Source organism: uncultured Methanobrevibacter sp., assembly GCF_937881195.1.
In the GTDB taxonomy this organism is placed as follows: Archaea; Methanobacteriota; Methanobacteria; order Methanobacteriales; family Methanobacteriaceae; genus Methanobinarius.
Map to the genome: position 1 here is coordinate 40,404 of NZ_CALGFC010000007.1, position 23,422 is coordinate 63,825.

Sequence of the window (23,422 nt, forward strand, 5' to 3'; positions counted from 1 at the left end):
AAATTTATATATTTAATGAACCACATTCTATAAAAATTATAAATTAATTGAGAAAATTTAATCAAATAATATAAAATATCAATCAAATAGTAGATAAATATAAAATATTACTATTTAAAATTTTACACACTTTCAGATTATAAAATTATTTTGAGATTATAAAATTATTATATAAAATTATAAAATGTTTATAATAAAAACTCTAAATAAATAAAAAATATAAATAAAAATATTATTATCCAATGAACATTATTCAAGGATTATTAAATATAATCATTTAAATTAGATAAAATATAGAGTTTATGACAAATATTAAATTAATAAATATAATATTTATTAATAAATCTAATATTTACATGTAAAATTCAATATTTACATTAATATTAATATAAAGCAGTAATAATCTATAATAACATATCTAACAGTGAATCATAAATTATATTCTTAATAATTATAAAAATACTTTAAGAAAAATTACATATTTGAAAATAATATAATTAACTCAAAATAGATTAAATTAATATCTTATTTACTAAAAACTATTAAGTAACTGTTATATTAAGCTAATAGCTAAAAACAATGATTAGTATATAATTGAAAGGAATAAATACAGAATATATTTTATGGCTAATTATCAGTAGTATTAATATAGCTTTTCTTATATATAAATTTACCGGAAGTGTGTTTCCGAGTAGACGATTTTTCTGAAAAAATAGGTTAAAGAATGGAGTTTTTTTTAAAATTGTTTAAAAAAAAACAAAAAATACTAAAATATTTTTAGTTTTCATAAAAATTAATTTTATAATTATTATTAAAATACTTTATTATTTATCAAAAATAAAATTTTATTTGTTTAATAAAAAATAAAATAAATAAAAATCAATATAAAATATCAATTTAAAATATCAATTTAAAATATTTATTTAAAATATTAATTTAAAATATTAATTTAAAAAAGAATATAAAATAATAATTAAAAGATTAATCATTTTCAATACTATCTAAAGCAAATTTAGCACCACTTCTTACGAATCCACTATCGTCTTCAAGAAGAGATTTTAAAGGAGCAATAGCTTTTTTATCCCCTATTTTTCCTAATGCCCATGCAGAAGCACCCCTAACTCTCCAATCATCATCTTTTAAAATAGATAGTAAAGGATCAAGAGCTTTATCACCCATACGACTTAATGAAGTAGAAGCCTCTCTTCTTACTAGCTTATTATTATCTCTTAAAGTAGCTATTAGAGGATCAATAGCTTTTTCATCCCCAATGATTCCTAATAATTTTGCAGAAGACATTTTTATGTTTTTATTTATCCCTTTAGTAGATAAAACTTCTATGAGAGGATCTAAAGATTCTTCAGATCTAAATTCAAGAGTTCCAAATGCTTCTTCTTTAACAAATTCATCATCATTATTTAAGTCCTGAATAAGTTCTTGTATTGTTTTTTCCATATTAATAACTCCTATAATTATATAAATTTTCTATTAACTATATAAACTTATCTTATAGAATTGTTTTATAGACCAAATATTATAAAATTATCTTATAAAAGTATTTTATGAGATTATTCTATAAACTTCACTTATAAAATTGCCTTATAAAAGTATTTTATGAGATTATTTTATAAACTTCACTTATAAGAATGTTTTATAAACTTATTTTATAAATTTAGACTATAAATTTATTTTTTATTAAAATTAATAATTCTATGAAAAATTAATAATTTCACTATAAATATATCTAAGATATATCATGATACATATTAAAAATATATCCAAAATATATCCTAAGTAATATTGTTATTATATTAATAATATATTTGTAACACATATTATAAATACTTTGACATTATACGAACTATATTATTGATATTTTTAATCAATTAAATAAAATTATAAAATAATAAATTAAAATAATAAATTAAAATTATAAATTAAAAAGTATTAAAGAACATAAAAAACACAAATAATTAAAAAGATAATCCATAACATAAATATAGGCAATAATATAAAATTAATATGATAATGTCAAATAAATATTAGATAAATCACCTAATAGGATATATTTTAATATATTTAGAATGTATTTTAACATAACATTTGAGTTTAATCTAAATCAATCAACTAATATTTTAATATTAAAATAGTTTATTGATTAAAATAATTTATTAATTTAATGTTAATGTACAAAATAGAATATTATCTATGATTTAAATAATTTTATGTTTATAAAATAAATATTTATCCAAATAAATATTAGTTAAAAATATATCATGATAAAATCTATAATTAAAAATTTATCAAGATAAATTATAGTTAAAAATTTATCAAGATAAATTATAGTTAAAAATCAATAAATCAAAAAAAATACAAATTATCAAAAAATACAAATTTAAAACTAATACTAATTGAGAGATAATCCATGAAAAAAATAACAACAATAGCCGGAGATGGAATAGGTAAAGAAGTTATGGAAGCTGGAATGATTGTTTTAGAATCTCTAGATTTAAATTACGATTTTATTGAATCAAAGGCAGGTTATGAATGTTTTCAAAAATGTGGTACAACAATACCTGAAGAAACTTTAAAAAATGCTAGGAAAAGTTCAGCAACATTATTTGGAGCTATTGATTCTACCCCCGGTGAAAAAAGCCCAATAATAACTCTTAGAAAGGAGCTTGAGGTTTTTGCTAACTTAAGACCTATAAAATCATTTGAAGGAGTAAATTCCTTATTTAAAAATGTTGATTTTTTAATTGTTAGGGAAAATACAGAAGGATTATATTCTCAAATAGAATCTTTTGAAAAAAGTGAAAATGGAAAAGTAACAAAATCAATAGCTAAAAGAATAATAACACAAAAGGCAAGTATGAAAATTTGTGAATTTGCATATAAAAAAGCTATAGAAAATAAAAAGAAAAAAATTACATGTGTTCACAAAGCAAATGTTTTGAAAAAAACTGATGGCATCTTTAAAGATTCATTTTATAATATAATAAACAAATATTCTCAGGAAAACCCACAAATAATTGCTAATGATTATTATATAGATGCAACTGCAATGTATCTAATAACAAAACCACAAGAATTTGAGGTAATTGTAACAAGTAACTTATATGGAGATATTTTATCTGATGAAGGAGCAGGATTAATAGGAGGTTTGGGACTCTCACCATCCGCAAATATAGGAGATAAAAATGGATTATTTGAACCAGTTCATGGTTCTGCCCCGGATATTGAAGGTAAAGGATTAGCTAACCCAGTAGCAATGGTACTTTCTATTAGTATGATGCTTGAATTTTTAAAAGAAGAATATTATGCAAATAAAATTAATTTAGCAGTTGAAAATGTTCTAAAAAAAGGAAAAACAATTACTCCTGATTTAGGAGGAACTTCCAAAACTATGGATGTAGCTATAAGCATTAAAGATGAACTTGAAAAGTTAATATAAAAATAAAAAATATCTAAAAATAAAAATTAATATAAAAATAAAAAATATCTAAAAATAAAAATTAATATAAAAATAAAAAGTATCTAAAAATAAAAATTAATATAAAAATAAAAAGTATCTAAAAATAAAAGTTAATATAAAAATAAAAAGTATTGATAAATAATCATTATAGTAAATTATTTTTAATTAAAGAGTAATCATCGTACCAATACCATTGGTAGTGAATATTTCAAGAAGTAAAGAATGTTTAACTCTCCCATCAATAATATGAGCAGATTTTACTCCTCCCTCAATAGCTTTAACACAAGTTTCTATTTTAGGAATCATACCACCACTTATAGTACCATTATTAATTAAATCATCTACTTCATCTACTTTTATTTTTTTAATCAATGTGTTTGGATCTTTAGGATCTTTAAGCACTCCCGGAACATCGGTTAAAATTATTAATTTTTCAGAATCCATTTCAGCAGCTACTTCACCAGCAACAGTATCTGCATTAAGATTTAATGTGTTTCCATTATCATCTACCCCAATAGGAGATATAACCGGAATATAATCATTATCTGTAAACATTTGGATAATTTCGGTATTTAAAGAATCAATCTGACCAACCAAACCCAAATCAATTTCATGTTCTTCACCAGTTGTCTCATCTTTTATTTTATGAGGTGCTTTTTTAGAAGCTATAATCAATTGGCTATCTTTACCAGAAACACCAGAAGCTTTTCCTCCATGAATTCCAATTTTTGAAACAATTTCAGTACTGATTTTTCCAACCAAAACCATAGTAACAATATCCATTGTTTCTTCATCAGTAATCCTAAGACCCTTAATAAATTTAGGTTCTTTACCCATTTTATTCATAGAGCGAGTAATCTCAGGACCTCCTCCATGAACAACAATAGGCTCCATTCCTACATATTTAAGTAAAACTGTATCCCTTGCTGTAGAATTCATAGCTTCTTCATCAATCATAGCATGTCCACCATACTTTATCATGATTTTTTTATGATGGAATTCTTTTATATAAGGCAATGCCTCGATTAGAAGATTTGCTTTGTTAGGTTTATCATTTAATTCTTCAGACATATTGTTCACAACAAATTATTTATCAATATATTATAAAATTGATATCAAAATAATAATAATAATAATAATAAAAATATAATTTAAATTAATTTATACCTAATTTAATTTATATCTAACTTAATTTATATCTAATTTAATTTATATTTAATTTATATTTAATTTAAATATAATTAAAAATGCAATTATAATAAAAATATATTTAAATTAAATATAATTAAAAATACTCAAATGATTTTAAAATTATACAAATTAAGTATAACAATGATAATCATTATTATAATTATTAAAATATATAAATTTAGCACAAAATAAACAAAATATAATATAAAAACTAAAAATAAAAAATAAAAAAATAAAACTAAAATTAAAAAATAAAAAGAAAAAGAAAAAGATAAAAGTATTAAAATATGTTTATTGAAGGTTCATTTTCTGGATTTTCGTCTAAATTCTTTTTATATCCATCAAAAATATTTTTTAAATCTTGAACCAACAGATCGGCCATATCTCTTGTAAAATTTTCTTTTATAACTATTCTTAATACTGCAATTTCTTCTGCATTTGCAGGAAGAGTGTATGCCGGAACTAACCATCCTCTTTCTCTTAATTTTCTAGAAATATCAAAAACTGTCAGATTATCTATTCCAATAAGATCTTTCAGATTATCATTTAATTTTATAGCCAATATAGGAAGAACTAATTCTTCATCTAAAAGTTTGAAAAACCCAGTGCTTTTAAGAGTATTTGCAAGATAATTTGCTGTTTCCATTAAATTATTCATTATACTGGAATAACCCTGTTTTCCAAGCCTCAAAAGATTATAATATTGAGCAATAACCATACTACTTCCTTTTGAAAAATTAAGATTAAATGTAGGAATAATACCTCCAAGATAATTAACTTCAAATATTAAATCCTCTGAAAGATATTTTTTATCTTTAAATACCAACCAACCAATACCAGGATAAACAAGCCCATATTTATGACCTGATACATTAATTGATTTTACTTGAGAAAGTCTAAAATCCCATTCAAATTCAGGATTAAGGAAAGGAACAATGAAAGCTCCACTTGCACCATCAACATGAATTGGAATATCCCATCCTTTTTCTTTCTTAATATTAACTAAAAGATCATTTATTTCTTGTATTTGGTCTATTTGACCAGTGAAAGTTGTACCAAGAACCACACCAACAGCTATAGTATTTTCATCAATATTTTCTTTAACTTTATCTGCAGTTAATGTATATTTCCCTTTTTCCATTGGAACCATTCTAAGTTCTACATCAAAATATTTTGCAAATTTTTCCCAAACAACATGAACATCTGCACCCATAACAATATTAGGATTAGAACAATCTTCACCTTTAGCTTTCTTATTTTCTCTCCAAGCCCATTTATGTGCAAGTGCCCCTAACATAATAGCTTCAGATGATCCAATAGTACTAGTACCTAGAAAATCACAACCTTTAGGAGCATTAAAAAGTCTTGCAAGCATATTTATTACACGATTTTGGATAATTTGTGTTTGGGGATATTCATCATTATCAACAAAATTTTTTCCATTTGTCTGATTAATAAGCATATCTGCTTCTGGTTCCATCCAAGTTGTTACAAAACTTGCTAAATTTAAATTAGGATTTCCATCAAGATTTAACTCATCATTAATCAATTGATATGCTGCTTTAGAAGGCATACCTTCTTCAGGAATTTCATATTTAGGAATAGGTTCTGAAACATACCTAGTACCATAAATTGATGTATTTCTTCCAGTTTTTTTCATATCTTTTAAATTTACTTTATTCGAAAGCATTTAATTCATCCCACTTTTTTCATATAATTATTTAATTTTAATTAAAAAATCAAAATGAATCCTATAAACAATAGATTATAGTTATTTAATTTATTAAAATTAATAAATAAAATTATAATATCCAAATATTGTGTTTTTAAAATTATAAATATCAATTAATAAATTAATAGATAAATAAATCATGTAGTATACTCTGCATTTATTTTAACATAATCATAAGTTAAATCACAGCCATAAGCTATAGCATCATAAGTCCCTTCTTTCAAATCAACAATTATTTTTATTTCTTTTTCATTCATAATTGACTCAGCAATTTTAAGATTATCAGTACCTTCAAAAGCTAAAATTTCACCATCAAGCACTAAATTTACAAGTTTTTTTTCAGAAGATATAGCAATGGTAATATCATCTGGATCCATATAAGCTCCAGAATATCCAACAGCTGCAACAATTCGGCCCCAGTTAGGATCTCCCCCAAATACTGCACTTTTAACAAGAGATGATTTAACAACTGATTTAGATGCAATTTGGGCATCAATTTTTGTCTTTGCACCTTTAACTTCTACTTCTAAAAATTTAGTTGCACCTTCTCCATCTTTAGCCATTTGTTTAGCTAAATCTTTACAAAGAATATTCAAACCTTCTTGAAAATTTTTATCTATATTATTATCTACCAATATACTATTTCCAGATTTTCCATTTGCAAAAAGAAGAACTGTGTCATTTGTACTTTCATCACCATCAACAATAACCATATTAAAACTATCATTAACTGAATTTTTAAGAGACTCATTTAATATTTTTTGATCTGCAACAGCATCAGTAGCAATGAAACACAGCATAGTACCCATATTAGGAGCAATCATCCCAGTACCTTTACAGATTCCACCGATTTTAATTTTTTTATTATTTTCTAATGTTACTTCAACAGCTGCCTCTTTATATACTGTATCCGTAGTCATTATTGCTTTTGCAGCATTTATAGAAGCTTCATTTGAATTTTCGACATTTTGACTAGCCTGATTAATTAATTCTATAATAATATCCATTGGCATTTTACGACCAATAACTCCTGTTGAAGCAGTAGCTATCTGATTCTTAGGAATTTCAAATATTTTTGAAAGAGTTTCCACAGTTTTCTCACAATCAAAAATTCCTTGATCTCCTGTAAAACAATTAGCATTTCCACTATTAGCTATAATTGCAGAAACCTTTCCATCCTCAATTATTTTTTTTGTATATTGAACGGGGGCAGCTATTACTTTATTTGAAGTGAAAACTCCTGTAACATTGGAATCTTTACAGATAATAATAGAAACGCCATATTTTCCATTACGAACACCTGAAACTTCCACTTCAGAAACAGCACATATTCCTCCATCAATCGATATTATTTTATCTATAAACTCTCCAGATAAGTCATTTTTAGTTATCATTGTATACCTTGATAATAATTAATTAATTAAGTGAATATTTAATAAAATTAATTTGTTATATCTTATATTTGTATGTATCTATCATATAATTAATTAATAAAAAAATAAATAACATAATATTATATAGAAATGGGTAATCAGATAGTATATAGAAATAAATATTTAAAAAAGATGAAAAAATAATCTAACTCAAAATTATACAATTATAAAATACAAAAATACCTATTAAAACTAGAAGAATACATAATTATAGCCATATAATAATAGTTAAAATAGCAAATAAAAAAAAATAATGCTCATATATAGGAAAAAACTTAATAATAAATATAAAATAATATAAAAAACTTTAAATTAGAATAAATAATTCAAATTCATGAATAATATAGTTAAAAATTCTCCATAATTAATGATGTTCCATAAAATAATTAAATAAAGTATAATAATAGGTTATGAATATTTTAAATTATAATAGTTTTGTGGGGTTAACTATTAATTCAAATTAAATTAACCCATTGTTATACTATTACTATTATTTTTTGCTAAATCTTCTTCAGAGTAATAAACCCCTGAATTTGATGAATTAGAATTACTTGAAACATTACTTTCATCATAAGGATATGCATCCATATTGTAATTAGGATTATCTTGACTAATATTATTAGTCACATCAACAGTTGTATTAACTGGTTCTTGAGTATTTGATGAATTAAAATCATCTCCTGACATTCCAACAGCAATACCAATACCCGAACCTAATCCAAAAGCTATTAAAGAGATTATCAAAGCTATTACTATTTTTCCATCGTTGTTTTTAGAACTCATACTTCCTCCTTATATAAGTCTTTAAATCATTGAGACACATCAATGAAGTTAAAACAAGCATGGTAAATCTACTTATAGATTTAAATGCTTATTGGTCAATGAACATTAAAATCCGCCAGTTAATCTATAAATAATATGTATTCCCTCACAAACGAAAACACAAACTTTTTTATTTATTGATTCTTTGATATAATGAATTAATCAAGCATATGATTAGTTAATCAAGTAATAGAAAATAAATTAGAATATAAATCTACCTGTTTCCACATATTCTAATTTATTTTTATTTATAAATGATTAGATAAATCCATTTTTATTTAAGTTTACAAATTTTAGTAAATAATCATAATTATATGATTCAATATTGAAACAAAAATTACATTACTACAAAATTGATACCTCTGCTTAAAGAAACATTAAGCAACATGATACTTTATAAAAGAACATGTTACTTAATATCAACAATGCAATTTTATCATATATTAATAACCATATATATATTTTATTGTGTGTGTATGTGTGTACACATAAGTGCAAAAAGATAAAAAGTTTGAATATTTATTAAAAAGATTATATAAAATAAAAAATTTTAAGATAATGTAATATTGATTGATGATAACTAAAAAAATATTTAAAATTTTTATATAAAAATTAAAGTTAGTAAATATAGTAAAAATAAAAATAAGAAAATTAAAGAGAATAATAAAATTTTAAATAAAAAACTTGTAAATAATATTAAAATATTAAGTAAATGATTACATACACACATACACACTAAAATAATTAAATACATAAATATACATATAAATCAATAAAAAATATTAATTATATGTGTAAATATTTAAAAACATAATTAAAAATATAATGCACTAAATAAACCAAAAAAAATATATATAGAAGAAAGATAATGTAGATACAATGGTAAATAAAGAAGAAGTTGACAGAATCTGGAAATTATCAGAAAAGTCAAGAATGAATATATCACTTCCAAAAGATTTAGCTAATTGGTTAGATGAAAACGCATCAACTAATTGGAGATTAGACAAAGGAGCTAGATCCAAAGAAGTAACAAAATTGCTTCTTGAAGCAAAAAGAAGAAGTGAAGAAAAATTATAAAATATAATTAAATTTCTTTATATTACTAATAGAATTTTATATAAAACTAATTTTAAAAATTTTAAATATAATTATAATAAATAATAATTTTTAATAATAATTTTTTAGACTATTTTTAATAATAATTTTTTAGCCTATTTTTAAAATATTTTTTAATCATTATATCTCAATCATATATACTATTTCAAAAATTAAAGAATAAATATTAAAAACTTTTAAATCAAATTAAGAAGCTAATGCATAAATAGCTGCCAAAATAACGATTATAAAACTGTATTCCCAATAACCAAGAATAGTCATAAAGTATACAATTAAAAATACTAAAATGAAGATTCCAATTAGTTTAGCTCTTTTATTTAGTAACAAATTAATAACTGTTCTGAAAAATTCTGAAGGAATATAATATGCATAAAGACCATTAGCAAGATCAAAAATAACTAAAGATAAAGGATTTGAAATTTGAACCTCATCAGCAAGTTGAGCTCTTTCTCCAGCTTCCCTTCTACTTCTTCCTATTCCTGCCCTAATTTTAGCACCATTATTAAGAATATACCATGCAGTATCAAGACCTGCCCTAATAGCTAGATCTTTGCTTGGGAATCTTGCAATTAAATCATCCCCTCCTTCACGATAACCTTCAATTTTTCCGTTACATTCAGTTTCCATGAAATTTTTAACACCAGTCATTAATTCAACTAACTTGTCCCTACCATAATCATCAATAAATTTAGTAGAATTAATTATATCTATAAAAAGATAATTTTGAAGTTCTGGTGTTGTGGCTGTAGATTTAAGAAAATTAGAATCAAAGACAAGAGCATATTCCCCCCCTAATCTAGTAAAACCTACTCCTGAAACTTCACCCACTTCTTTACTAAGATTAATTGAGCGTTCAATAGCAGCAGCACCAGTCATTCCAACAGCTGCACGAACATTTATGCCATTATCAAGACCCATTCCAATCATTTTAATAGCTACTCTAATACCATCGTTTTTAGAAAGAAGTTTTGAAACAATTTCAGTTGAACTTTGTTCTACAATTTCGCCTTTTTCTTCAATTATTATCTTAGAAAAATCAGAGATAACTGAACTCGGTTCTGAAAGCTCAACATATAAATAACGATCACTACCCATTATAATATTACTTACAAGTGCAAATTCTTCAATTTTATTTTCAGCAGCTTTTAATTCATAAAAATGATGGTTTTCAGGTATATTTTCTTCACCTACATCACGTAAAAGATTATAAAAAATACTATCCGTTGTAATATCTGCTTTTTCAAGCTCCATAAGCATTGTTTGAGTAAAATTGAACATTTCAACATATTCAATTTCTAAGGGAGTTGTCGGATAATACTTAGTACCAATACTAATGATTTCATGTTTAGTTAAAAGTTTAAATATATATCTAGTAAGTCCATGATTAGCCATTTCTTGCCCCCTCAATTATTTTAAAAAAATGATTATTATAATTGAAATTCTATAAACTATAAAATTTTTTAATATATTAAAGTATATAATTCTCTTTAAGAGCAATTATATAAAATTATTAATATCTAAAGACATCAATATAAAATTATTAATCAATTAAAATATTTATAACAAAATTATTAGTCTTCTTTTTTACCATACTTCTCATTTTTATCCAAATAAGTTTCAAATTCTCCTGGTTTTTCTAAAATAATATCTGGTTTAACAGCTACAAATGGGAATTTCCAAGAACCCATCCTTCCAGCCACAGTACTTGCTATGTTTCTAGAATTCTTTTTTATAAAAACTTCATCGTGAGAATTAATCTTTATTTCAACATTGAAAGGAGCTTCCTCTTCAACTTCATCTGAATAAAGAATATTAAGTTCAAATGTCCCTGGTTTCATGAAGAGATCATTCCGAACAGCTATAAGTGGTCTTTTATCCAATCTTAACCTATCAGCTATAGTAACAGAGATATTACCTGCACTTTTAACTGCTTCTTTATAATCCTTAGGATGCACTAAAACAAAAATAACATATGGTGCTGATGTTTCAACATCTTCTACCATATCCATGACTTTATCAAACATTGGAATTTTTGAAAATAATCCTTCAATCTTATTACCAACACCATCTTGTTGTGATTTATCCATTCTGATAATTGATTCTTTAGCTATGTTTAATGGACTAAATTCAATTCCTTCTTTTCCTTTATAAATTTCCCATCTTTTATTTTCAATAGAAACTAAAATATCATTGCAAATATGTTGGAGTATATTTTTATCTCTTTTAGGTTTTTTAGATTCTCCAATGACAATATTTTCACCATCAAAAGAAAAAGGTAATCTTCTGCTTTGTATATCCTTAAATTCATCATTAAATTCTCTAAAAAGATCATTTGATAAAATTTTTGCATTTTCTTCTTCAGCTAACTCAAGAATAAAATGATCCGCATTATTACCTGCAGGGACTTCCTCTATAGCTTCTTCATCAATTAAGCCGACATACTTTTTTTTATCATCAATTTCATGTTTAAGTGAAGCATCAGCCAAAATAACAAAATCATGCCCTTTATCTTCTAAGACTTTCACTGCTGAAAGAATATTAGCTAATTTAGGACTTGAATCATTTCCTTTACCGAAATGTGCTACATTAGATGCATCTATGATAACTTTCAATTTATCACCAAAAATTGATTATTAATAACTATGAGTTATAATTAAATAAAATTCCAATAGGGATTAATTTCCCATATTTTTACCGATAATAATATAATAGTTAAACATATATTTAAATTTTACTACAAATACAATTAAAAACAAAAGAAATTAGTCTTAAAATAGTAATTAAATTGATTAAATTAATTAAATTAAAAAATAAATCTAATTTAAATATGTAACATAAAACAAAAAGCATATTTTAAAATTTATTATTTTAATTTATAATCAATATATAAAATAATATTATTTAAAAAATTAATTATATAAAAAATAGAATTATACAAATAAAATATAAAAAAATATAATTATAGAAAATATGCTTATAAAAAAATAGAATTATAAAAATAAAATATAAAAAATATGGTTATAAAAAAATAGAATTATAGAAAATATGCTTATAAAAAAAATAGAATTATAAAAATAAAATATAAAAAATATGATTATAAATTATATATAAATATTAAAAAATATTAAAAATTAAATCCTATTAAATTTTCCTAAAAATAACTTTTCCCCATTAATATTATTTAAAACAACATCAATATGGTCAGAACGAATATGATAGGTGTTATAAGAATTTTTATCTTTACCTCTCAATTTAATAGAAGAAACAGAACCTGCATTTATAAATAAAGTATTTTCCATCCTCCAAAGGTGAGGAACATGTTTATGCCCACATATAACCATATTAACATCATGATCAATTAAACTTTGTAGTATATCTCCAGCATCAGATAAAACATTTCTTTCCCTTCCAGTTTTTGGAACTGGGATTACATGATGATGCATAGCTACAATGGAGAAATTAGAATTTTCTAAAGATTTATCTAATTCATTTTCCATCCATAATTGTTGAGGTCTACCAATATGGCCCCTATCTATATCAGGACCACTACTATCCATACCAACTACAGTTAAATCATTATCTTTTGTTAAAACCCAACTACGCTCCCCAATTAATTCTTCAAAAATTTCATAACCGACATTACGAGAATCGTGATTGCCAGGAACAGCAAATAATGGAAATTGAATCATAGAAAGATATTCTTTAGCTTTTAAAAACTCAGAATAATAACCATGATCAGTAAGGTCCCCAGTAACAATTACCATATCAGGAGCTAAATCGTTGATTTGATTAACAACTTCCAAAAATATCTCATCATCAAATGCATTATTACTAATATGTAAATCTGATATATGAGCAATTATAGTTGTAGAATCTGAAGAATTTTCAGTTGAATTTGACATATTATCACATTGAACAAAACATATAGATTATTCTAAAATATTTAATAATAAATAATCTAATTCTAAAAAATTTAATGTTAAAAGATTTAATACTAAAAAATCTAATTCTAAAAAATTTAATGTTAAAAGATTTAATAATAAATAATCTAATTCTAAGAAATTTAATGTTAAAAAAATTAATATTATAAACCTTAATATTATAACACTTGATATTATAAAAAGTTATATTATTCATTTAATTTTAAAATTGCTTCTGCTAAATCCCCTTTAGTAGAAATAAGTGCTTCTTCAGCATCTGCTTTATTTACTCCAGCTTGATTTGCAACCATTTCTATATCTTCTTCAGGAATAACAATTTCTTCATCTATTTCAACTTCAACCGCATTTCCTGTAATTTGATAGGTTTCTTGACCCATTACATTCATAAGATTTACTTCAGCATCAGGAATAACTAGTTCTTTATCTTCAAATCGGATAATAACCTCTTTAACACCAGGAAGGTCTTTCATTTCCATTCCCATTTTTTTCATTTGTCTTTCCATCTGCTTCATTTGTTTTGGATTCATTCCAGGTATCATAAATATCTTCCTTAAGTTGATTATATTACTTATATGATTATATTACATATATGATTAAATTAATTATTCAGATTTAATAAATATTACTTTAAATTAAGATTTAAAATATTAGTTATTAAATATAGATTATAATTTAAAATTAATATAGTTTATTATCATATTAATTACAATTTATTATAATTTTACAATATTTTATCATTTTATAATAATTTTATAATTAGGCATCTACTTTAAACTTATTTATCAAATTAAACTATTTAAAATAATTCATTTATTATAAATATTTATTATATTTATATATTTAATTGAATTATATTTAAAACATCTAATAGTTATTTTTAATATTTTAGGGATTTTCTAGTGAATGGACAATTAGAAATACATAAACCACAAATGGTATCATTTACACCTAGTTTTTCATTTGCATACATTTTAGCAGATTCAGAACAAGAATTAGCATTATAAAAATTATCTCTTTCAATGCCTTTAATCCAAACTCTTCCAGAAATAGCATTTCCTGGGCAAATATTTTTACAAATATTACATGTGTAAGGACAAGAAGATGTTTCAATTGGTTTTCCACAATCTAATTTTGCATTAGTAAGAACTATGATTATCCTAATAGCTGATCCAAAATCTTTAGTAACAAGTAAACCACATTTACCTATCCAGCCTAAACCAGCTAATGTAGCTAATGTTTTATAAGGAAGTTTAGAAGAATAATTATCATCAACTTTAATTTGATTTCTCAGTTGTGGTGATGAAGAATAGCCCTTATCCTCTAAAAAATCTGCACATGAAGTAGCTAATTCATCTAATCTTTTGTTTAATTCATTGAACTCTTTATAATATTGATTTAGATTGCCATTTTTATTATTTAAAATAGCTTTTTTGGAATATTTTAAACCAATTACAATTCCAAAATTAAAATTTTCGGAAAAATTGGTTCCTAATAATCTTAAATCAGCAAAACCCACAATATTTGCACCCTTATTTAATAAAAATGAATTAATTTCTTTTGTTAGTACCATTCTTACAAATCCCTATTTATAAATTAAAAGATATTAATCTAATAATAAATTAGATATAATAATTGATTAAACTAAATCATGATAATTTATAATATACTATTAGTTTTAAAATATTTAATTTTTAAAAAAAATTATATAAATTATATTTAAAAAAATTATATAGATCATACTGTAAAAAAAATTATATAGAGCAATATTGTAAAAAAAATTATATAGATTATATTGTAAAAAAAAGTTATATATATTATCTATATCTCTAATTATATACTAATTTTTTAATTAATTTAATAATAGTTAACAAATAATTTACCAATTATTCATACATTCCTTTAAATTTAATATTTTTATCTTTATCAATATTTACCATAAAGTAACTACCATTAAAATAATCAGGACTATTTGTTAAATTAAGTTCTATCAAAGAATCATTAGATTTATTAAAGTTAATAATCATTGATTCAACATACAAACTATCAAAAAAATCATCCTTCGTTATTGGAAAAAATACTTTTGACCCATCTTCTAGTAAATAACACTCTTCAGAAGAGCATTCTAAAAGCATAGCAGAACTTGTGATATTTTCAGCTAATTCTAAAATATCTTCTTGAAATATAGATTCTTTAATCTTATTTTTATTATTCTCAACAAAATTTATATCATATATAATATTATTTAATAATGGCTTTAAAATGTCTTTTTTATTCATATTATTTTCAAAATCTTTTAATATATTAATAAACAATTCAGATTCCTTTTTCCAGATATTTATATTAGTCTCAAATGATGAGAATGTACTTTCAATGAAATCATCCATATCCATTTTAAAACCACCAATATAGTATAAACTATAAATTATAAACTATAATCCATACAAAATCATTTTTAAGATGAAACTTAAATAAATCGAGTATGGAGAAATAAAATTAATAATAAAAAAAATAAAATATCTAAATCAATTTAAATTACAAATCTAGTTTAAATTACAAATCGATATAAATTATTAAAAAAATGAATAATACCAAATATCCACATAATTAAGTATTTTCTTCATCTTCTAAAAAATTTTTACCAAGAAATAAGTTGACCTTAAGAACTTCAAAGTGATGTTTTATAGTCCTATCATTTTTATCTAAGCTATGAGCTGTTTCATATTCCTTCAAAGCATCCTCAAAATTTTCAATATTTAAATATGCATAGCCCAATCTAAAATGCCAATAAGGATCAGACTCTCCCTTTTGTTTAATAGAATCAAGTTCTTTGATAGCTGATTGAAACCTATTAACACTATTATATGCCCTTATTAAATAAGAAACAGTTTCATAGTCTCTTTTTTCCTTTGGAATTTCTAAAACTTTATCAATTACTTTATCAAAAAAAGAATTGTCATACCAATAGCTAAGTTTCTTTATTAGCTTTTCTTTTGTTAATTCATTATCTATTTTCATTATTTCTCCAATAAGTTTAATAATTAATATTTAAATTATATTAATATTTAAATTTTAGTTTATTAATAAATAAGCAAAATTGAAATAAATTTATAATTGAAATAATTTATATTTTAAATAATTTATATTTTAAATAATTTATATTTGAAATAATTTATATTTGAAATAAATTTATATCAAAATAATTTATATTTTAAATAAATTTAGAATATAATAAATTTATGAATAAGAATATTTTTAAATTATTCTAATTTTGCTATTAATCAATTTTTTTAAACCCTTTTCTTGTTTTTATAGCTTGACCAGTATTAAAATCCATAATTTCATTATGATTTAGTAAAGATTTGCCAAAAGCTAATAAATCATCATTTTCATTAACTATTAAAACTTCATCTTTAGACCTAATATTAACATCACAATCAATCACAAATTTGGAAAAGACACTTTTACCTTCAAGGGCAAAAGGTTCAGAATCTTTATTTACAATTACACGATTTTCAGGAAATGTTTTGAAACTATGGAGCCTTTTAGCACCTTCTTTTGCCAAAACAAAATAAGAATCAGAAGCCCTCATATTAGCAATTAATACTTTATTATCATAAATATGTCTAATTTTTCCAGTTTTTTTACTTTTTTCAATTTTAATATTTCCTGAAAAAAGAAATTCTCCTACACCATTGCCAAATTGATAATCTGCTATTGCCTTGATTTTTCTTATATCATCTTTAATAAATTTCACATTATCAGAATCAGGATGTATATTATAAAGACAAATACCTAAAAAGTCTATTACTTTAGAACTAATTAATGTTTGATCATAATATTCAATAAATTCAGAGATAAAATTTTCTAAAAATTCTATAGAATCAATATCATTTATTTTAGGAGATTCATTTTGAGATAAAGGATATACTTCGTCTATATCAAGAGGGATAAGACAAAAAGGAACATCTAAAACCATGAAATCAGTATTTTCTAAATCTAAATCTCTTTCACTACCATAACTATAAAAATCACCAAAATCAGATTTTTTAATATATTTTGAGTATGGTTTTCTAGATTTAGGCAAAATAACTAAATCTCTTTTTTTATCCATATTATGAAGCTTTTTTAAATGTCTAAGAACTTCAGATCTTTTTAAAGATTCAGGACCAGTGTAAAAAAATGCAGACTTTTTAATTCGAGGATCATAAAGTTCTAAATCTTCAGTATATTTATCAAGCTGACGACATGCATCCAATAACAATGGATGAACCCTACATCTTTCTTCAACTAACTCCATTAAGTCCCCATCAATAATAGCTTGTCTTACAACTCTTAATTCAGCAAAACTAACACTTAAATTATGTTCAGCAATCAAGTTTGTTCTTTCTTCTTTATCCATATTTCTAAGGTCATCAGGCGTATAATTACTACAAACTTCACATGAACAAGGCATTTCCTGTAGATTTTCAAGTTTATAAGTCCCTCTTGTTGTTAAGAATCTATCATCCTCAGCATATAAAATATAAGCTGCAGAATCAAATAAATCGCACCCCATAGCTACAGCTAATGCAAAAAGCATAGGATGACCAGCCCCCATAAGATGACGAGGAACAGAATCTGGAAGATGAGACACAGAAGACATTACTACATCTACAAGATCTTTATATTTGTAATTTTCCATTAAAGGAACAACTGCCCCAATAGGATATAAATCAGCATTTAACTTTGAAAGTTCATCAGCACAATAAGAACGAAGTTCCGGATAAGTTGAACCTTGAACAACAGAATTTAAAAGCATTTCCATATTTTTTTCTTCTTTATACTCAACAGCTTCTTTAGCTCTTTCAAGTGTTATTTTTAAATCCTCTTCAGCTTTTTCTAATGTTTCATAGGGTGCGGTTGGAATATCAAGAGAAGTCCCTATATCTGTTTTAATTGATTCTTGAAACTCTATAACCTCTTTATTACTTATATCAATATCCCCATAAACTGAAAGTTGGAATGAACCAGAATCAGTCATAACAGGACCATTAAAATTAATTAAATTATGAATACCTTCATTAAGAGCTTTTTCCTTTAATTCTGAATCTTTATAAACCAAATAAGCATTTGTAATTACAATTTCCGTATCAAACTTTTTAACATCAATTTTTTGTTTTTTTGGATGAATAACAGGCATTAAAGCAGGAGTTTTAACGTTTCCATGTTTTGTTTTAAGTAAACCTACCCTACCCCTATTATCCTTATATTTAATTTCAAATATAATAATTCCTCCAAATTTTTATAATTTATTTATACTCTCTTATCTAAATTTATTATTTTAAAGTCAATTATAAAGCCAATTATATAATTATTATCATTAAATCTTTTATTTTAAGTCAATATTTATATCCCTATTTATTAACTACGTTATATTCTAAATTTAATTTATATTTTAATATAACCGTATAAAATAATATTAATACAATTTAGTTTACTATTAAAAAATAGTTATAATAATATAAATATTTAATGAAAAATTTTTATAAAAAAATATAAAAAATATTTATAATATCTTATAATATCTTATAATATTTTAAAATATAAAGAATGATAATTACTTGTTAAAGAATGATATTTATAATAGAACATATAAACATTGCTAAACTAAACTTGTAATAATTAGTTAAAATATTAAAAATAGGTTAAAACATTAAAAATCACTTATAAAATAGAATATTTATTATATAAAATAAATATTTATAAAAATAAATATTTTTATATGAAAATATAGCCAAGTGAATAATATTATGAAAATAATTTTTTAGATCAAATAAATATTGATTAAGTAAATAAATATTAATTAGATGAATAAATATTGATTAAGTAAATAAATATTAATTAGATGAATAAATGTTAATTAGATAAATTTTTATTATTTACAATATCTAAAAGTCTCTTATTCATCTCAATAATTCTATCTTTTGAATTAAATTCATCATTAGGACCATTATTATAGAATTTTTGATGTTCAATAATATAAAAAGACTCCTTAGATTTTAAATCAGAAATATTAATCTTATTAAAATTTCTAATAACTCTTCTTTTTAGTTTTTCGTCTGAAATATCTTCCCCAATAAATATTGGAGTTTGTACAGCAGAAGAAATTTTATAGTTATGTCTAGCTAAAGATCTTTCTTCTGCTCTGTTTTTCAAAATTTCTTCACTAGTCAAATCTAAATTTTTATCCCTAAATGGGATACCAGCATCAGATAGAGCTATTGTTCTTTCATCTAGAAGTGGAACATTTTTAGTAATATTATTAATATCAAGAGATGCTATAGTTCCGCCAGATTTCCTGCCAAAAATAGGTCCCTCCCCAATATAAAATCCAGCTTCAACAAAAGCGAAACGAACCCCTGCAGCAAGAGTATATGTAGATATAATCCCATTATTTTTAATAACTCTTTTTAATTCCTCAAAAAATTCAACAGTGCATAATTCAGGAGCCATAGCTGGAGAATAAGGGTCTAAAAAAATAACATCATATTTATTATCACCAAGTTTTTTTAAAGAATTTCGAGCATCCTCACAAAAGATTTTGATATTAACATTGTCAGGGATTTTAATTTTCTCAATTTCTAAACTTGCAAAATCTTCTTCAATAAGTTTAGATTCAATTGCTTTTTTGATAATATCATGACTTTTAATTGGAGATGGAATTAAAAGGCCCATAGCTAAAGTTTCAATAGAAATTTCAAGCATATCTAGAGAAATTGATGAATTATCGTCACTATGATTTAAAAACTCTTCTATAGTAGCAGAGGAGTTATAACCTATCCCACTACAAATATCTAAGACAGATATATTCTTTTTATAATAAAAATCGTCTTCATTTTTAATAAGATTATTTTGCATATAATTATTTTTAAAAGGCTTAACAAATTTTTCAAATGATTCTGTGATAGCTCCATTAGAATTATGCATAGTTTCAATTTTACCATCAAAATCTGGAGAATTTAATGTGTATGATCCATCATCAGTTTGAATTATATAATCATGAAAAATTTTTGAAAGTTTATGTCTATAAATATTATCATTAGTTTTTTTTTCCTTTGAAAAATAACTATTTAGAATAGTATAAAAATTTTCAATTGAATTTAATTTTTTAGAATCTATAAACTTATCCATAATAAAATATATTACATCATAATATAAAATATATTGCAAAAAATAAATATAACATTATCAATTAAAAATCGATAATTAATAAATTTTTGAACTATTATATTTATTGAGAATAAAATACTACTAAAACTAATATAAATTATTTTTAAATTTTTTATTTAAATATGATAAATAGAAAAAATATAAATTTAAAAAAAAAAGATAATATAAATATTTGTAAAATAATAAAATATTATACTAATCCTAAACGGTTTTCTAAGTAATTATAAATCTCTTTAATTTTTTTAGTAGAATCAAAGTGATGATTCCCGATAAAAAGTCCACAATCATGTACAATATCAGAATTTTTTAAGTTTCCATAAATAGTATAATCAAAATACTTAATTACACTATTTTTTGCGAAATTTCCTGCAACAATAGGCCTACATTCTATATTTTCAGCAGAAAACAGTTCCACAACAGTATCCCTAACTTCTTTATTTTCAAAAATCATTGAAAACCCAAAATAGCTATTTTTTCCAATATTTTTTTGTATTTTTATTTTTTTTTGGTTTGAAAATAATTCTAAAAAATATTCTCCATTTCTTTCCCTATTATAAATAAAATTACTAAGTTTTTTAAGTTGTTCTCTGCCAACAGCAGCTTCTATTTCTATAGGTCTTAAATTATAACCAGGTAAAATAAAATTAAACATTTCATAGAACTTTTCTTTTTTAACAAAAAGTTTACTCTTTTCATTTATATTCCTTGTCCACCCATGAGATCTTATTGAAATCATAATATCTCTTAAATTACTATCATTAGTTAAAACCATACCTCCCTCCATGGTATTCATGTGATGTGAAAAGAATGTGCTAAAAGTTCCAACAGCCCCAAAGGTCCCAGTAAATTGTTTATTATACTTTGCACCCATAGATTCACAATTGTCTTCAATCAAAATTAATTCATTTTTAATGCATATTTTTTTTAATCTATTAAAATCATTAGGATTTCCTAATAAATTAACAGCAAAAACAGCTTTGGTTTTATGATTGATAGCTTTTTCAAGTTTATCTAAATCAATATTCAAAGTATCAATGTCAATATCCACAAAACGCAACTTCAATCCACATTGATGTAAAACAGTATATGTAGTTGCCCATGAAACTGCAGGAACAATTACTTCATCCCCAAAATTGAGATCATAATCTTCTGAAAGTATTAATGATGAAATTGCAATTAAATTAGCTGAAGACCCCGAATTAACCATTATACCATACTTTGTGCCAAAATATGATGAAAATTCTTGCTCAAATTTTTCTACTTCTGGACCTATTGTAAACTTATTACTTAATATAACACGATTTATAGCATTAATTTCTTTTTTATCCCAAGTATCAGTTGCTAAAGGGTAATTTATCATATTTTTAACCTTATTTAATCAATTCATTAATAATTTATTTAATAATTAAACCATTTGATCTAATCATACTTATTTAATATTAGAAAAATAATTATATAATCTATTTTTAATGATTACATTAAATCACAACAAATTTATAAATATATATGCATTTTATTATAAAATTTGTTTTTAATAATTTTTTTACTCATCTAAATCAATAGGTTTCTCAAAAGAAGCATACTGTCTTTTAAACCACTCATAAGTCAGCTCTAATCCATATTTTAGAGATATTTTAGGATTCCATCCAATTTTTCTCGAATTTTCACTATCTAAAAGTCGTTTCATCCTACCATCTGGCTTCGATTTGTCAAAATAAAGTTTTCCTTTATATCCAACAATTTCTTTTATAATCTCTGCAATCTCAGTTATAGAATAATCAATATTATTTCCAGTATTTATAAAATAACCACAATAATTTTTCATTACATATAAAGCAGCATCTGCAACATCATCAGAATAAATAAATTCTCTTCTCTGTCTTCCACTACCCCATACAGTTACTTTTGGATAATTATATAATTTAGCCTCATGCATTTTTTTCATAAGGGATATTATAACATTACTATTTTCAGATTTAAACTTGGAATTAATTCCATATATATTTGGAGGTACAATTGTAACATAATTTAAACCATACTGTTTATTATAATACTCACAAAGTTTTAAGCCAATAATTTTAGCTAAAGCATAACCTTCATTTGCGGATTCTAATTTCCCAGTTAATAAATATTCTTCTTTAAGGGGTTGTTTTGAATTTAAAGGATAAATAGAAGAGCTAGCGATAAACAAAAGATTTTTAACATTATTTTTATATGCATTTTTTATTACATTATTTTGAATAGTAATATTGTCTATTAAGAATGATGAAGGATTTTCTATATTAGCCCCAATACCACCAACTCTAGCAGCTGCAAGAAAAATAACGTCGGGTGTCTCTTTTTTTAAAAAATTATTTACCTCATTTTCATTAAGCAAATTTAAATCATGTCTATTTCTTGTTATTATATTAGAATACCCATTATTAATTAATTTACGGAGTATTGCAGACCCTACTAATCCATTATGCCCAGCCACATATATTTTATCTTTCTTATTCATAAT

General features: G+C 23.4%; 18 protein-coding genes. 2 read left to right on the forward strand and 16 right to left on the reverse strand.

The window, feature by feature from the left end:
- Positions 1-981 precede the first annotated feature (981 nt).
- Complete coding sequence (locus Q0087_RS00945) at positions 982-1,455, reverse strand: HEAT repeat domain-containing protein (RefSeq protein WP_297897421.1); 474 nt, start codon at positions 1,453-1,455, stop codon at positions 982-984.
- A 970-nt stretch (positions 1,456-2,425) separates the two neighbouring features.
- Between Q0087_RS00945 and aksF the strand changes: the two genes are divergently transcribed.
- Positions 2,426-3,454, forward strand: a complete 1,029-nt coding sequence (gene aksF, locus Q0087_RS00950; RefSeq protein ID WP_297897424.1) for a homoisocitrate dehydrogenase — start codon at positions 2,426-2,428, stop codon at positions 3,452-3,454.
- A 186-nt stretch (positions 3,455-3,640) separates the two neighbouring features.
- On the opposite strand, the gene argB is transcribed toward aksF, so the two are convergent.
- The 4 genes from argB to Q0087_RS00970 all read right to left on the reverse strand — a co-directional run bounded on the left by argB (position 3,641) and on the right by Q0087_RS00970 (position 8,614).
- Entirely contained in the window at positions 3,641-4,546 is a 906-nt protein-coding gene (argB, locus tag Q0087_RS00955) for an acetylglutamate kinase (RefSeq protein WP_297897427.1), read from the reverse strand.
- Positions 4,547-4,946: 400 nt separating this feature from the next.
- On the reverse strand, positions 4,947-6,356 hold the full coding sequence (locus tag Q0087_RS00960) for a glutamate decarboxylase (protein ID WP_297897429.1): 1,410 nt from the start codon (positions 6,354-6,356) through the stop codon (positions 4,947-4,949).
- A 179-nt stretch (positions 6,357-6,535) separates the two neighbouring features.
- Complete coding sequence (argJ, locus tag Q0087_RS00965; protein ID WP_297897432.1) at positions 6,536-7,792, reverse strand: bifunctional ornithine acetyltransferase/N-acetylglutamate synthase; 1,257 nt, start codon at positions 7,790-7,792, stop codon at positions 6,536-6,538.
- A gap of 504 nt (positions 7,793-8,296) precedes the next feature.
- Complete coding sequence (locus Q0087_RS00970; protein WP_297897435.1) at positions 8,297-8,614, reverse strand: hypothetical protein; 318 nt, start codon at positions 8,612-8,614, stop codon at positions 8,297-8,299.
- 918 nt (positions 8,615-9,532) lie between these two features.
- Between Q0087_RS00970 and Q0087_RS00975 the strand changes: the two genes are divergently transcribed.
- A complete protein-coding gene (locus tag Q0087_RS00975; RefSeq protein WP_297897438.1) occupies positions 9,533-9,730 on the forward strand; it encodes a hypothetical protein in 198 nt (65 codons plus the stop codon).
- A 225-nt stretch (positions 9,731-9,955) separates the two neighbouring features.
- On the opposite strand, the gene Q0087_RS00980 is transcribed toward Q0087_RS00975, so the two are convergent.
- The 11 genes from Q0087_RS00980 to Q0087_RS01030 all read right to left on the reverse strand — a co-directional run bounded on the left by Q0087_RS00980 (position 9,956) and on the right by Q0087_RS01030 (position 23,419).
- On the reverse strand, positions 9,956-11,161 hold the full coding sequence (locus Q0087_RS00980) for a hypothetical protein (protein WP_297897440.1): 1,206 nt from the start codon (positions 11,159-11,161) through the stop codon (positions 9,956-9,958).
- 179 nt (positions 11,162-11,340) lie between these two features.
- A complete protein-coding gene (locus Q0087_RS00985) occupies positions 11,341-12,381 on the reverse strand; it encodes a Zc3h12a-like ribonuclease (RefSeq protein WP_297897442.1) in 1,041 nt (346 codons plus the stop codon).
- A gap of 519 nt (positions 12,382-12,900) precedes the next feature.
- Positions 12,901-13,671 (reverse strand): metallophosphoesterase, encoded by a 771-nt coding sequence (locus Q0087_RS00990; protein WP_297897445.1) that lies wholly within the window; start codon positions 13,669-13,671, stop codon positions 12,901-12,903.
- 227 nt (positions 13,672-13,898) lie between these two features.
- Positions 13,899-14,249: a nascent polypeptide-associated complex protein gene (locus tag Q0087_RS00995; RefSeq protein ID WP_297897450.1), complete on the reverse strand. Its 351-nt coding sequence runs from the start codon at positions 14,247-14,249 to the stop codon at positions 13,899-13,901.
- 338 nt (positions 14,250-14,587) lie between these two features.
- Positions 14,588-15,280, reverse strand: coding sequence for a hypothetical protein (locus Q0087_RS01000; RefSeq protein WP_297897452.1), 693 nt, complete (start codon positions 15,278-15,280; stop codon positions 14,588-14,590).
- 313 nt (positions 15,281-15,593) lie between these two features.
- On the reverse strand, positions 15,594-16,100 hold the full coding sequence (locus tag Q0087_RS01005; protein ID WP_297897454.1) for a hypothetical protein: 507 nt from the start codon (positions 16,098-16,100) through the stop codon (positions 15,594-15,596).
- 214 nt (positions 16,101-16,314) lie between these two features.
- Entirely contained in the window at positions 16,315-16,725 is a 411-nt protein-coding gene (locus Q0087_RS01010) for a tetratricopeptide repeat protein (RefSeq protein WP_297897457.1), read from the reverse strand.
- A gap of 259 nt (positions 16,726-16,984) precedes the next feature.
- Positions 16,985-18,973 carry a tRNA guanosine(15) transglycosylase TgtA gene (gene tgtA / locus Q0087_RS01015; RefSeq protein WP_297897519.1) on the reverse strand — a complete coding sequence of 663 codons (1,989 nt, stop codon included), beginning with the start codon at positions 18,971-18,973 and terminating at the stop codon, positions 16,985-16,987.
- A 632-nt stretch (positions 18,974-19,605) separates the two neighbouring features.
- Entirely contained in the window at positions 19,606-20,880 is a 1,275-nt protein-coding gene (locus Q0087_RS01020; RefSeq protein ID WP_297897459.1) for an MnmC family methyltransferase, read from the reverse strand.
- A 229-nt stretch (positions 20,881-21,109) separates the two neighbouring features.
- Complete coding sequence (locus Q0087_RS01025) at positions 21,110-22,279, reverse strand: DegT/DnrJ/EryC1/StrS aminotransferase family protein (RefSeq protein WP_297897462.1); 1,170 nt, start codon at positions 22,277-22,279, stop codon at positions 21,110-21,112.
- Between the two features lie 183 nt (positions 22,280-22,462).
- A complete protein-coding gene (locus Q0087_RS01030; protein WP_297897466.1) occupies positions 22,463-23,419 on the reverse strand; it encodes a GDP-L-fucose synthase in 957 nt (318 codons plus the stop codon).
- Positions 23,420-23,422 lie beyond the last annotated feature (3 nt).